This window comes from Mycobacterium sp. 1465703.0, from assembly GCF_001672975.1.
Classification (GTDB): domain Bacteria; phylum Actinomycetota; class Actinomycetes; order Mycobacteriales; family Mycobacteriaceae; genus Mycobacterium.
Map to the genome: position 1 here is coordinate 1 of NZ_LZKU01000233.1, position 13,771 is coordinate 13,771.

Below are 13,771 nucleotides of genomic sequence, written 5' to 3' on the forward strand. Positions count from 1 at the left end.
TCAGCGACGGCGCCGGCCGATCACTGAGCCCGGGATCGCTGGCGCGCCCCCCAACTCAACCTCCGCCCACGGTGGCGTCCTGTCCGGGACCTACCGGCGAGCGCGCCAACTGGTGGTGGTACACACCCTTCCAACCCCAACCACCACCAACGCACAACTAGCCCGCCCACCGGGGCCACTCACGCCGACACCGGATCTGCACTCAAACTACTTGGGGCACAAGGGGTTAAGGCGCTAGCTCGCCGCCCGTTGCGCCGCCACGAACAGGTTGCCGGGCACGTAGTCGCGAACTTCCTCCGGTGCGCTGCGCCCATAGCCGGCCATCAGTTCGTCGGCCGGTGTCACCGTCACATCCCAGCCGTGCCGGCCGAACCACTCGCCGACGTCTTCGCGTTCCTCGAAATACCAGAGTTCGTCGGTCCGGGGCACCTCGCGGTCCGGATCCACGTCGGCCATCAGTGCGCGGATCCGGTCCATCCGCTCACGTCGCTTGGCGCGGCCCTGCGGGTCGAGGAACTTCGGGCCCAATGCCTCCACGGCGACCCGGCTGCCGGGAGCGGTCAGCCCCTGAATGCGTTCGAACAGTAGCTCTTGCGCGGCCGCCGGCAGATACGGCATCAGCCCCTCGGCCGACCAGACGCTGGGTGCAGATGCGTCGAAACCGGCCTGCCGCAACGCAGCCGGCCAATCGTGGCGCAGGTCCACCGGCACCGCGATCCGGTTGCAGGCGGGCTCCCCGCCGTGCTCGGCCAACGTGGACGCCTTGAAGTCCAGCACCCGGGTCTGGTCCAACTCGTAGACCGTGGTGCCCGTCGGCCATGGCAGCCGCCAGGATCGCGCGTCCAGGCCGGCCGCCAGGATCACCGCCTGACGGATGCCCGCACCGGTGGCATCGAGAAAGAACTTGTCGAAAAACGCTGTGCGCGAAGCCATGTAGCCGACCATCGACTGCATCTGCAGCGGCAACGTCGGCTCGGCCTCGACGATCTCGGCGGGTAACTGCCCAGCGGAGTGCCAGTTCCACACGCCGTCACCGGCTGCATCGAGAAACACCTGTGCGAACGGGTCTGTGATCAAGGGGTTTTCGCTGCGGGTCTCCGCGGCGCGTGCCGATGCCACACCGAGCGCGGTCGCCCCCACGCTTTCGGTGATCTCCCAGCTGTCGTTGTCGGTTCTCGCCACAATCAGTTCCTTCCCGTCCGCTCCGCCGCCACGAACAGCGTTTGCGGCGCGGCATCGTCGATGTCTTGGGGTGGTCTGCGGTCGTAATAGGCCATCAGCTGCGGTGCTGGGGTGACCGTCACGTCCCAGCCATGACGGCCGAGCCAGTCACCGACGTCTTCACGTTCCTCGAAATACCACAGGTCTTGCACGTCAGGAATGTCGCGGTCCGGATCCAGTTTCGCCATCAGATCGCGCACTCGCTGCATGGTTTGGCGTTGCCTGTCGTGTGCTGTCTCGTCGAGAAAGTCGGGGCCGGGCGCTTCCACGGCGATCCGGCTGCCTTGCGTGCCGAGCGCCTGTATACGTTCGAACAGCAGATCCTGGGCGGCCGCCGGTAGAAACGGCAACAGCCCTTCAGCTGACCACGCGCTGGGCGCCGAGGCGTCAAATCCGGCCTGCTGCAATGCCGACGGCCAGTCGTGGCGCAGGTCGACCGGAACGCTGACCAGCTCGCAGGTTGGCGCAGCGCCCTCGTCGCGCAGTGTCGACGCCTTGAAGTCCAGCACCTGCGGCTGGTCCAACTCGTAGACCGTGGTGCCATCGGGCCAGGGCAACCGCCACGCCCGGGAGTCCAGCCCCGCCGCCAGGATCACCACTTGCCGCACGCCTGCGCCGGTGGCGTCGAGGAAGAACTTGTCGAAGAACGCCGTCCGGGTGGCCATGTAGTCGACCATCCCCTGCATCCGCGGCTTGAGGTCCGGTTCCATCTCGGCGATCTGAGCGGGCAGATTGGGCGCCGCGAACCAGTCCCACATGCCTTCTCCGGCGGCTTGCAGGAACACCCGCGCGAACGGGTCGCTGATCAGCGGATTCGCACTTTCGGTTTCCGCGGCGCGAGCCGCCGCCACCCCGAGCGCGGTCGCCCCGACACTCTCGGTGATCTCCCAGCTGTCGTTCTCCGTCCTGGCCACGTCGGTGTCCTCCCCAATTCGCTAGCACAGCTACCTAGCCGACCCTACGCGCGCCGGATGTGTGGGAGCTGTCAACGAACCGGGTATTTGAGTTAACTTGTCGGCGGGCCATTCAGCGGGCCGAGACCACGGTGTCAAGCGGTGCCGAGCGAATCCAAAGGATCGTTAATACATGCGAGTCGACGGGCGCGACATCATCGTTTCCGGCAGCTTGCTGCAGCCGCTGGCCCGGCGCACCAATGACATCCTGCGGCTGGTGCTGGCCGTGCTGTTCTTGGCGCTGGTGATCACCGGTTCGGTGATCACCCGTCCGCAGTGGATAGCGCTGGAGAAATCCATCTCGGAGATCGTCGGCGTCTTGTCGCCCACCCAATCCGATGCGGTGTACCTGATCTACGGACTGGCGATCGTGGCATTGCCCTTCGTGATTCTCATCGGCTTGATCGTCGCCGGGCAATGGAAACTGCTGGGTGCCTATGCCGCCGCGGGGTTGAGCGCGATCGTTTTGTTGTCGATCAGCGGCACCGGCCTTGCCGCGCCGCGGTGGCACTTCGACGCCCTCGACCGGCTGACCACGCTGCCGGCCCAGTTGCTCGACGACCCGCGCTGGATCGGAATGCTGGCCGCGGTGCTGACGGTTTCAGGTCCGTGGCTGCCGTCGCGCTGGCGGCGTTGGTGGTGGGCGCTGCTGCTGGCCTTCGTGCCCATCCACCTGGTGGTCAGCGCCATCGTTCCGGCGCGGTCGTTGGTCGGCCTGGCGGTGGGTTGGGTCGTCGGCGCGCTGGTAGTGCTCGTCGTCGGCACGCCGGCGCTCGAAGTGCCACTGGATGCCACGGTGCGTGCCCTGGCCAAGGGCGGCTTCGCAGTCTCGCGGCTCACTGTGGTCCGGCCGGCCGGTCGCGGCCCGCTGATTCTTTCGGCAGACGGTGAACACCTCGGTGAAACGGCGCTGATCGAGTTGTACGGGCCGCATCAACGCAGTGGCGGGGCGCTGCGTCAGCTGTGGGGAAAGCTGAAGCTGCGCGACGCCGAGACGGCCCCCCTGGTGACATCCATGCGCCGGGCTGTGGAGCATCGCGCGTTGATGTCGGTCGCCATCGGTGACGCGGGCCTGTCCAACACCGCGACGGTCGCCGTCGCCCCGCTGGACCGGGGGTGGATGCTGTACTCGCACCGGCCCGCTCGGGGCACGCCCATCGACGAATGCGCCAAGACGACTCCCGTTGGCCGGCTGTGGGAGTCGCTGCGAGTTCTCAACGACCACCAGATCGCCCATGGCGACCTGCGCAGCCACCACATCACGGTGGAGGACGACACCGTGCTGTTCGGTGGATTCGGCAACTCCGAATACGGCGCAACCGATGCCCAGCTTCAATCCGACATCGCGCACCTGCTGGTCACCACCGCCGCCCTGTACGACCCGAAGTCCGCGGTGGCCGCGGCAATCGATGCGTTCGGCAAGGACACCATCCTGAGCGCATCCCGTCGTCTCACGAAAGTTGCTGTGCCGCGGTCTATTCGGCGGTCGGTGCCCGATGCCGGTGCCGTCATCTCCGGCGCGCGGGCGGAGGTCAAGCGCCAAACCGGCGCCGATCAGATCAAACCCCAGACCATCACCAGATTCACCCGCAGCCAGCTCGTCCAGCTGGTGCTCTTCGGTGCGCTGGTCTATGTCGCGTACCCCTTCATCAGCACTGCACCGACGTTCTTCTCCCAACTGAGGACCGCGAACTGGTGGTGGGCGCTGCTGGGCCTGCTGGTGTCGGCGCTGACCTACGTGGGGGCCGCCGCCGCGTTGTGGGCCTGCGCCGACGGCATGGTGAACTTCTGGACGTTGTCAATCGCCCAGGTGGCCAACACTTTTGCCGCAACCACCACTCCGGCCGGTGTCGGCGGGCTGGCGCTGAGCACACGGTTCTTGCAAAAGAGTGGCCTGACGGCGATGCGCGCAACCGCGGCGGTAGCGCTGCAGCAGTCGGTACAGGTGATCGCCCATCTCGCGCTGCTGGTGTTGTTCAGTGCCGCCGCCGGCGCGTCGATGAACCTGCGGCATTTCGTCCCGAGCGCGACATTGCTGTACCTGATCGCCGGGATCGCACTGGGCATCGTCGGCACATTCTTGTTCGTGCCCACGCTGCGCAAGTGGCTGGCGACCGAGGTGCGCCCGAAGCTGAACGAGGTGGTGACCGACCTGGGCAAGCTCGCCCGCGAACCGCGGCGGCTGGCCCTGATCCTGCTGGGTTGTGCGGGCACCACCCTGGGTGCGGCACTTGCGCTGTGGGCCAGCATCGAAGCATTCGGCGGGGGAACGACTTTCGTGGCCGTCACGGTGGTCACCATGGTGGGCGGAACACTGGCGTCGGCCGCTCCCACCCCCGGTGGTGTCGGGGCGGTCGAAGCGGCGCTGATCGGCGGCCTGGCCGCGTTCGGCGTTCCGGCGGCCGTCGGGGTGCCGTCGGTCCTGCTGTATCGGATGCTGACCTGTTGGCTGCCGGTCTTCGTCGGCTGGCCGGTGATGCGGTGGTTGACCAGCAACGAGATGGTCTGAGGGCTAGTCCTCGGAGTCGGTCTGGGTGACCACGAAAACGGTTGAGCTGCGCACGCTTTGGCCCGCAGTGGTGGTCAGCGACACCAGATAGTAATCCTCGGGCACTGACTGGGTGACCGTGATGGGAACGGTGATGCTGGCCGATCCGTCGGTGGCGAAGCGGCCGGACGTCGGCTTGACGCTGATCCCGGCGTCGGAGGAGGTGCCGGCAACGGTGTAGCCGTCGACGCCGTCGGCCATGCGTTGTGCATCGAGGGTCACGGTGCCCGTGTGCCCGGGCGCGATGGTGACGATTGGTTGAGAAACGTTGACGGCCAACGCCGAACCACCCGCCCCGAACGACGGTGGCGCATCGGCTTCGGCTGTGCCCCAATGCTTGTCGGGGTAGGCGGCAAGGGAGAACGCCAGCGCGCCACCGGTGCGGATAATCGACTCGGGCAGCGAGGTACGCTCGGTCGGCTGGCCGTCGAGCTTCAGGCCGCTGATGTATTTGAGGTGATGCGGTCCGGAGGCGCCGGGCGCGGCGATCCGGATGGATTTGCCTGCCGGCAACGTGATTTCGATGCGGTCGAAAAGTGGTGCGCCCACGGTGAGGATCGGTGTTCCCGGGGTGGCCGGATACAGGCCCAGCGCCGCCCACACGTACCAGCTGGCCAGCGCGCCCAGGTCGTCGTTGCCCGGCTCACCGTCGGCGGTCGGGACGAAGAGCCCGCGCACCCGATCGACGGTGCGCTGCGTCTTCCACGGTTGACCGATGTAGTTGTACAGCCACGGCACACCGAAACTCGGCTCGTTGCCGGCCCACAGATAGGGCTGGTTGGGACCGACGTTGAGCTTCTCGGTGAAGTGATCGAGCCGGTCGGCCACCGCCGCACGGCCGCCCAGCGCGGTCACCAGCCCCGCGACATTGTGCGGCACCGACCAGACGTACTGCTCGGCGTTGCCCTCGTCGTAGCCGATCTGGCCGAAGTCTTCCGGAACCACCACAACCCCCGGACCGGACCGGAAGAAGCCGGTCCAGCTGCGCGGCAACACGTATCGGTTGGTCGGGTTGAACAGGTTCTGCCAAAACTGCGCCCGTTTCTGAAATTCGGCGGCGGTCGCGGTGTCGCCCAGCGAGTCGGCGAATCGGGAAATGGCGAAGTCGTCGACCGACCACTCCAGGGTGATCGACGCGTCGGCGATCCAGCCATTGCGACCGAACTCCAAGGTGAACGGCGCGTAGCCCAGTCGCAGGTAAGTGTCGATGCCCCGGCGCTCCACATAACCGGCCAGGCCCGCGCCGCCTTTGGTCGCCCCGTCCACCATGTAACGCAGCGCCGTTTTGACGTCGAAGTCGTTGGCGCCGAACATGTTCAGATTGACGATGAGCGGTGTCACGCTATCACCGCTCATCTCGCCGGTCGCGGCGTTGGCGAACGCCCAGCGGGGCAGTGCGCCACTCTGCTCGGCATCGTTTACCAGCGATTGGGCCATGTCGCTGGCCCGTTCGGGGAACAACAATGCCTGCAACGCGGCCAGGCAGCGGTAGGTGTCCCAGTCGGAGAAGTTGGCGTACTGCGTATGGCCGGCCGCCACGGTGTGGATATAGCCGTCGAACCCGACGTAGCGCCCGTCGGCGTCGTTGAACATGTTGGGGTGCAGCAGCGATCGATACAGTGAGGTGTAGAACGTGGTCAGGTCGTCGACGTTTCTGCCGGCCACCGTCACGCGCGACAATGCGGCGCTCCATTCCCTCGACGCGGCGGCGCGAACGTCGTCGAAACCCGACGTGTCCTCGGCCGCCAAGTTCGCTCGCGCCCCGTCAATGCCTACGTAGGAGATCGCGGTGCGCACCTCGAGCGCCGAGCCGGCCGGAAACTCGACGTAACCGCCGCTGTACGGCGCATTCGCGCTGCGCGCGCCGGCATACACCGCACTGCCATCCCAGGATCCGTACGAGGTGAAGGGCTGACTGAACTTCATCGCGAAATACACCGTGTAAGCGTTGGGCTTGTCGCAGAATCCCCCGCTGGTGGCCCACCCGGTGATGGTGGTGTTGTCCTCCCCGATCTGAATGGTGGCGCGGGAGTTGCCGGCCAACGACGAACCCGATCGCACCTGGAGCAGCGCCGGCCGGCCGTTGTGCGGGTAGCTGAAGCGGCCGACACCCGTGTGCGCGGTGGCGGTGAGTTCGGCTTTCACCCCGGTACCGGGAAACCGCACCGTGTAATAGCCGGGCACACCCTGTTCGGTGTCGTCGTGGGCAATTTGTTCGGCGGCGTTCCATGGTTGCATGCCGATCCCGCCGGTGACCGGCAGCATTGAGATGTCCCCGAACGCAGCGCATCCCACCGAAGCATGGGTCATGCTGAACCCGGTCGAGCGCGGGTTGTCGTAGTTGTAGCCGGCGTAGTTGCCGGCCGTATCCGGCGAGTACTGCACCATCCCGAACGGGACCGTGGCGCCCGGGAAGTTGTTGATCTCTCCCACCGTCTCGCCGCCGGTCCCGGTGCCGATGAGCGTCACAACGTGATCTACCGGGTTGGCCACGAACACCGGCGGCCCGTCGTAGCCCTTCGGCGGGGCCGCCGCAATGAAGACCATGAAGACGGCCAACGCCGCGATGACCGCAATGAGGGCCCGCCGCGACCGCATACCTGTCTATTACTGGATAACGACCGACCGGCGGTGTATTCCGGTGGGCGTTTTCGCCGTCGAATCGGATAACGGTCGGCGACCGACCGGATGCCACCACAAAGTTCAAAGATGCTGGCAAACTTGACGACTATTTCGGTTACTGTCATTTCGCCGCGGCCGTCCCAGGTAACAGCCCAGTTTCGGGGAGATTGGATTAGTGAAATATTTGACTCTGGCAACCGCGGTGCTGATTTGGTGCTCGCGGGTTGCGGCCACGACCACAATTCAGGCGATAAAACCTCGGCGCCCACCCTCGGCGGTTTCCAGGCCTGGCAGGTGAGCGGCACGTACCAGCGGGGCGGGATCACCGCCTGGGCTCGGCCGCACCGCAACGCTAGGCGTGCGGCCCGGTTGGCTCTACGGTGAACGCATGACAGAGCAGTCATATGCGGTGGACGCCGGACATCCACCGTCGACGCTGATGCGTGTGGTCAACCCGGTGATGGGATTTCTGCTGCGCAGTCCGCTGGCAGGTCTGGCGCGCAAGCAGTTCATGGTATTGAGTTTCACCGGGCGCAAGACCGGACGCCCGTACTCAATCCCGTTGAGCGCCCACATGATTGACGGCGAGCTTTACGCGCTGACCGGCAGCCCGTGGAAGCAGAACTTCCGCAACGGCGGACCCGTCCAGGTCGTTTACGACGGTAAGACGACGCCGATGCGCGGTGAGCTCATCCGCGACCGGGCCGTCGTCTCCGATCTGCTGGTGCGCTGCGCCGAGTCCTACGGCGTCCAACGCGCCCAACGCGTGATCGGCCTGAAGTTTCGCGATCAGCGCATACCGACACGCGATGAGTTCGCCGAGGCGGTGGGCCGACTGCATCTGGGCGCGGTCCGGCTCAGCCCGGCCGGCTAGCGCGCTCAGGTGGTTTCGTCGCCACCGGGTGCACGCAAATGTGCGGTGCGCAACCGCTTGTCGAAGTGCGACCGCGCGGTGATGACCTCTTTGCCCAGCGCCGAGAAGTCCTCGGCAATCCGTTGGGCGAGCAGTCCGAGCCTGATGTTTCCCGATTGGGACAGGGATTTGAGCATGTTGAACGCGGCGTCCTCGTCGATGCCGTAGATCAGCATCAACATTCCTTTGGTGCGGTCGATTACGCCGCGCCGCCCGGCGATCTCGGCGACCTTCGCGCTGATGGAGTCTTCGCGACTGCGCGCGGGCGAAGGCGTGATCTCGATGTAGAAGCCGTGGGTCCCAATGACGTTCCCACTGTCATCGCAGAATTGGTCGCCCACCACCATGACGTGGTGAATCATCCCGCCGGTGTCTACGATGCGATGCCGAGTCGAAAACGCCTGACGGCGCTTGATCATGTCGTTGATGCCGTCGGCCACTTCGGGACGATCTGCCGGGTGCTTGTGCGACAGCACCAGCTCTGTGGTGGGCGTCACGGTACCGGGTGCATAGCCGTGCATGCGCTGCACTTGATCGGACCACACCCAGCGTCGGCCTTCGAAGTAGAAGCGGAACCAGCCCACGCGTTGCGGCGTCGCGCCGGCCAAGCCCCGCTCGATCGCTGCGGCCTGGCCGTCTAGTTCCCAAGCCACGGCGGACTTTTCACGTCGAGGGCGATGAAGCGGGCGGCAGAGACCGGTAGCGGTCTCGCGGGGATCGCTACTGGCCGGGCGGGAAAACCGGTGCTGCAGATGCAGGAATGAGGTACCCCCATTGCCGTTACGTTACATTTTTCGACCAGTGGTCACGGCGGAATCAATAAAATTGCCGGGCCGGTAAGTTCTGCCGATCAGAGCCGCTGGAGCAGTTTTTCGATCAAAGCGAGCAACTTGGCGTGGTGGGACCCGGCCCAATAGATCCGGCCGCAGTCCGTGCAGCGGCTGAAGTCGTCGTAGTACTCGCGGGTCAACGGCTCCAGCCGGTCGATCACCTCGTCTTTGGTCACCGGAGCCAGGGTTCCGTTGCAGCGCATGCACCGGGTAAGCGGCGCCAGCCGCTGCCGAAGGTCAAGCCGGCGGATGACAGCGATTGCCTGCTCCTCAGGGTCGTCGGAGCGCACGAACAGACCGTGGGTGATGGTGCGCCGCTTCAGCAGACCGCGATCCCGGGTCAGCAAGATGCGCCGCTGCTCGGTACTGATGTCGGCCAGGGTCTTGTCATCGGCGTCGTTCGACCACCACACGTCGAACCCGAACAGCCGAAGCAGCCAGGCCAGCCGTCCGAGGTTGACGTCGACGACGAACCGCGGGTTGCGCAACGGCACCGACCGCAGGGCGGTTGGCCCGATGTCGAGCGCCTCGAACATCGGATAGGCGGCGATCCGGTCACCGAAGTCCGGGCGGTAACCGAAGCCTTGGACCGACCCGTTCACCAGGATCAGGTCGACCTCGGTGTGCGGAATTCCCATCGCCTCCAACACGTCTTTGACGGTCTGGTGCGGCCGGAACGGGCGACGCACCGTGCGCCCACGCGACGGTGCCGCCAGGAAGTCATTGAGTTCGGCGTATACCCGAACCTCGACGAAACCGGCGGGCTCGCTCACTCACACAAACCCTGCGCCTGCGGCGGCGCGGGTCCGGGTGACGACGGGCTGCTCGAAGCCCGCGTCGATCACGGCCCGCTGCACCGCCTCGCCGACCTGGTCCGCGCGATCGAGCGGCACCAGCGCGATCACACACCCGCCGAATCCGCCGCCGGTCATCCGCGCGCCCAGCGCACCGGCGCGCACCACGGCGTCGGCGATCAGGTCGATGCGTTCGGTGGTGATGCCGAAATCGTCGCGCATCGAGGCATGCGAGGCGGTGAAAATCCGTCCGGCTTCGGGGTAGTCCGAATCACGCAGCGCCGCAACGCAGTCGAAAACCCGCTGATTTTCGGTGAGCACGTGGCGGGCCCGACGGGCGTCGACGGGGTCGCGCACCGCGGCCAACACGGCCGGCCCTTGACGGTCCGCGTTGTCCTGCACTTCACGCAGCGATTTCGCCGACAGGTCGGCGGCCGCCCGCTCGCATGACGCGCGCCGGGCGGCGTAGTCGCCGTCGGCGTGAGTGTGCCGCTCCCGAGAGTCGATGAGCAACAATGCAACACCGGCGGCGTCCGGGTCGAAAACCACCGGCGTGACGGTGAGGTCGGCGAAGTCGATCAGCACCGCCGTCGCCTCCCGGCCGTAGAGCGAGGCCAGCTGATCGAGCAAACCTGTTGGTGCGCCGACATACTCGTTTTCGGCGCGCTGGGCCAGTCGGGCCTGTTCGGCGGGATCGATGCGAACACCGGCGGCCGAGGCGATCGAGCCCAGCGCCGCGCATTCCAGCGCCGCCGAGGACGACAGACCCGAACCCATCTGCACGTCGCTGGTGATCGACATGGTGCCGCCGGGCACCGGGTGGCCGCCTTGGCGCAGTGCCCACATCACCCCGGCCACATAGGCCGCCCAACCGGTCACCTCACCGGGAACGGTGCCGATCGGCACGCGCACCGGGGCGTCCGCGCGGTCGCTGATCACGGTGATCGCATCGGCATCGGTGGGCGTGAACGTCGCCACGGTGCGTTGCGGTAATGCGATGGGCAGCGCGAAACCCAAATTGTAGTCGGTGTGTTCGCCGATCAGATTGATGCGTCCCGGCGCCGCGTAGCGGATCGACGCGGTCATTGGGCGAGGTCCCGCAACAGCTGGGCCACACTCTCGGGGGTGACGTCGCCGATGAAGGCATCCATCGCCGATTCGGAGGCCGCCAGGTACTTGAGCTTGGTGGCGCTGCGCCGGATGGACATCAATTCGACGTGGAAATAACCTTCGGCCTGCGCCTCGGTGCCGTCGTATTGATGCAGCGCCGAAATGTAGGGCAGCGGTGAGGAATACATCCGGTCGAAACGACCGAGCACGTCGAGGTAGACGCGCACGAACTCATCCAGCTCGTCCTCGCCGAGTTCGGTCAGGTTGCGCACGAACCTGTTCGGGTAGATGTGCACTTCGACCGGCCAGCGCGCCGCGAACGGCACGAATGCGGTGAACAACTCGTTGCGGGCGATGACGCGGCTGCCATCGGCCACCTCGCCCGCCAGCAGATCACCGAACAGGTTGCTGCCGTGCAGTTTTCGATGCCGGCGCGCCTGCTCGAGCATGGTGGCGGTGCGCGGCGTCAGATAGGGATAGCCGTAGATTTGACCGTGCGGATGGGTCAGCGTCACCCCGATTTCCTCGCCGCGATTCTCAAAGCAGAACACCTGCTCGATCCCCGGCCTGGCCATCAGGTCGGCGGTGCGGTGCCGCCACGCCTCGACGACCAGCCGGGCATGCGCGGGCGCCAGCTGGGCGACCGACCCATTGTGGTCGGCGGAGAAACAGATCACTTCGCAACGGCCGTGTCCGGGCGCGGTCACAAAGCCGTCGTCGGCGGGCACCGGCGCCGGCACGGGCAACGACGGTTGCGCGCCGGACAAGCTGGGGAATCTGTTCTCGAACACCACGACGTCGTAGTCGGGCGCGGGCACCTCGCTGGTCAGCCCCGTCGGGCCCGGGCACAGCGGGCACGCCTCCGGCGGCGGCTTGTAGGTACGGTCCTGGCGCAGCGCCGCGATGATCACCCACTGCCCGGTGGACCGGTCGAACCGCAACTGCGACTTCGCGGCGGCATCAGTGGCACGCGCCGGTAGCGGCCGACGGTCTTCGACCGGCGCTGGATGATGTCCTGGCAGCGAGAAGAACAGCAGGTCACGACCGTCAGCCAGCTTCGCTCGCGTCGGCCCCGTCACGATGTCGAAGACTAGCTTGGTCGCTGCGGCACGGTTCGGGTAACCATTGTTGGGCAACTGCAAGAGAGGCGGTCATCGGAATAACTGTCCTTTACGAACGCGCCCGTAACTGGCTGATCGGCTCGGATCCTGGCCTGCTTCGGCTGATGATGGCGACGCGAACGACGGCCGCGCTTGGCCTATCACTGCTGGCGCTGTACCTCCTGACCAGGGCGACGGGACAACCCTTGACCGTTGCCCTGCTGGGCGTCGTCATCACCATGGTGGCGTCACGCTCGGTCAACGAACCCGACCCTCGCCAGCAGCGGATCACCATGGCGCTGCTGCCCCTGCCGGCCGCGGTGTCCATCACCGCCGCCACGGTGCTGGCGCCGCACCTGATCGCCAGCGACGTCGTCTTCGTGATCGTCGTGTTCACCGCGGCCTACATCCGCCGCTTCGGGGCACGGGGCAGGGCGCTGGGCATGGTCGCATTCATGTCCTACTTCTTCACGCTGTATCTGCGGGCCGGCGTCGCTGAGCTGCCCTGGATGATCGGGGCGGTCGTGGTGGGGGCGGTGTGCACGTTCGTGATGACCGCCTACCTGATGCCAGATCGACCCGAGCAGGTGCTGCGCGCCACCATTCGGGCGTTGCGGGCCCGGATGGCGATCGTCATCGACACCACCGCCGAAGCGGTACGGACGGGCCGCCTTGATGAGCGACGCCGCCGGCGCATGCGGGCCCGCACCATCCGGCTCAACGAGACCGCCTTGATGGTGCAAAGCCAGATCGAAGACAAGGCCGACCCCGGCACGCTGTGGCCCGGCGTCACCGCCGAACAACTGGCCCCGTGGCTGCTGGATGCCGAGCTGGCCATCGAATGGGTGGCCACCGCCGGTCGGCGCGCGACCGTGCTCGCCTGCGAGGACCCGGATTCCATCCCGGTATCCACCCGGGCCGCACTCGCCGACGCGCTCGCCCGGCTGGCGCGAGCGATCCGCCTTCCCGAACCCGAAGGGCTACGCCGGGCCGCCGACCGGGCGCGGCGCCTGCTCGACGAGCAGGCCGGCTCGGCTTCGAAGGCCGGAGTTCCGGCGCTCGATGACGCCGGGAGCACTGCCGTACGCCGCCTCGTGCTGGCGATAATCAACGCCGCGACAGCAACTTCCGACGTGCGGGCGGTCATCGACCGGGTAACCACCGGCCGACCGCTTGACGACGCCGATAGCGGGCGCCCGCCGGCGCCCGAGGACGCCGGGTCCGAGGAGGCCACCGAGGACGACCAGACCACCGGGTTGTTGCCGACCACCCGGCAAGCCATCCAGGTCTCGATCGCCGCTTCGTTGGCCATCGTCGTCGGCGAACTGGTATCGCCGGCGCGCTGGTATTGGGCGGTGATCGCCGCGTTCGTCATCTTCGCCGGCACCAACTCCTGGGGCGAAACCTTGACCAAGGGCTGGCAACGCCTACTCGGCACCCTGCTCGGCGTGCCGTGCGGCGTGCTGGTCGCCACCCTGCTCACCGGTCACAAGACCGCCGCGCTCGCCGGAATCTTCGTGTGCCTGTTCTGCGCCTTCTACTTCATGACGGTCACCTACAGCCTGATGACGTTCTGGATCACCACCATGCTGGCGTTGCTCTACGGCCTGCTCGGCCAATTCTCGTTCGGGGTGCTGATGATGCGGATCGAAGAGACCGCGATCGGTGCCGTGATCGGAT

10 protein-coding genes and 1 pseudogene are annotated in these 13,771 nt (G+C 66.5%); 4 read left to right on the top strand and 7 right to left on the bottom strand.

Features of this window, described 5'->3' with window-relative positions:
- Window positions 1–161: pseudogene (locus tag A5625_RS30805) on the top strand (hypothetical protein); the annotation flags it as partial.
- A gap of 73 nt (window positions 162–234) precedes the next feature.
- On the opposite strand, the gene A5625_RS21910 reads toward A5625_RS30805, so the two are convergent.
- Both A5625_RS21910 and A5625_RS21915 read right to left on the bottom strand, forming a co-directional pair.
- Window positions 235–1,182 carry a class I SAM-dependent methyltransferase gene (locus tag A5625_RS21910; RefSeq protein ID WP_066998902.1) on the bottom strand — a complete coding sequence of 316 codons (948 nt, stop codon included), beginning with the start codon at window positions 1,180–1,182 and terminating at the stop codon, window positions 235–237.
- A gap of 2 nt (window positions 1,183–1,184) precedes the next feature.
- Window positions 1,185–2,135, bottom strand: a complete 951-nt coding sequence (locus tag A5625_RS21915; protein WP_066998905.1) for a class I SAM-dependent methyltransferase — start codon at window positions 2,133–2,135, stop codon at window positions 1,185–1,187.
- Window positions 2,136–2,307: 172 nt separating this feature from the next.
- On the opposite strand from A5625_RS21915, the gene A5625_RS21920 reads away from it, so the two are divergent.
- A complete protein-coding gene (locus A5625_RS21920; RefSeq protein ID WP_066998908.1) occupies window positions 2,308–4,683 on the top strand; it encodes a lysylphosphatidylglycerol synthase transmembrane domain-containing protein in 2,376 nt (791 codons plus the stop codon).
- A 3-nt stretch (window positions 4,684–4,686) separates the two neighbouring features.
- Here A5625_RS21920 and A5625_RS21925 read toward each other — a convergent pair whose 3' ends face one another.
- On the bottom strand, window positions 4,687–7,320 hold the full coding sequence (locus A5625_RS21925; RefSeq protein WP_066998911.1) for a GH92 family glycosyl hydrolase: 2,634 nt from the start codon (window positions 7,318–7,320) through the stop codon (window positions 4,687–4,689).
- Window positions 7,321–7,732: 412 nt separating this feature from the next.
- Between A5625_RS21925 and A5625_RS21930 the strand changes: the two genes are divergently transcribed.
- Entirely contained in the window at window positions 7,733–8,218 is a 486-nt protein-coding gene (locus A5625_RS21930) for a hypothetical protein (protein WP_066998923.1), read from the top strand.
- A gap of 5 nt (window positions 8,219–8,223) precedes the next feature.
- Here A5625_RS21930 and A5625_RS21935 read toward each other — a convergent pair whose 3' ends face one another.
- From A5625_RS21935 to galT, 4 genes are all read right to left on the bottom strand, one after another.
- Entirely contained in the window at window positions 8,224–8,910 is a 687-nt protein-coding gene (locus A5625_RS21935; RefSeq protein WP_066998914.1) for a PAS and ANTAR domain-containing protein, read from the bottom strand.
- A gap of 197 nt (window positions 8,911–9,107) precedes the next feature.
- On the bottom strand, window positions 9,108–9,860 hold the full coding sequence (locus A5625_RS21940; RefSeq protein WP_066998917.1) for a Mut7-C RNAse domain-containing protein: 753 nt from the start codon (window positions 9,858–9,860) through the stop codon (window positions 9,108–9,110).
- A complete protein-coding gene (locus A5625_RS21945; RefSeq protein WP_066998920.1) occupies window positions 9,861–10,967 on the bottom strand; it encodes a galactokinase in 1,107 nt (368 codons plus the stop codon).
- Entirely contained in the window at window positions 10,964–12,070 is a 1,107-nt protein-coding gene (galT, locus tag A5625_RS21950; protein WP_197516184.1) for a galactose-1-phosphate uridylyltransferase, read from the bottom strand. The genes A5625_RS21945 and galT overlap by 4 nt, the downstream gene beginning before the upstream one ends.
- A 113-nt stretch (window positions 12,071–12,183) precedes the next feature.
- On the opposite strand from galT, the gene A5625_RS21955 reads away from it, so the two are divergent.
- Window positions 12,184–13,771 (top strand): FUSC family protein (locus A5625_RS21955; protein WP_066998929.1); only part of this gene is annotated, 1,588 nt, incomplete at its 3' end.

Excerpts from the sequence above, each read along its gene's own strand:
- A5625_RS21925 (WP_066998911.1), bottom strand. The coding sequence starts at position 7,320 with ATGCGGTCGCGGCGGGCCCTCATTGCGGTCATCGCGGCGTTGGCCGTC.
- A5625_RS21920 (WP_066998908.1), top strand. The coding sequence starts at position 2,308 with ATGCGAGTCGACGGGCGCGACATCATCGTTTCCGGCAGCTTGCTGCAG.
- A5625_RS21945 (WP_066998920.1), bottom strand. The coding sequence starts at position 10,967 with ATGACCGCGTCGATCCGCTACGCGGCGCCGGGACGCATCAATCTGATC.
- A5625_RS21930 (WP_066998923.1), top strand. The coding sequence starts at position 7,733 with ATGACAGAGCAGTCATATGCGGTGGACGCCGGACATCCACCGTCGACG.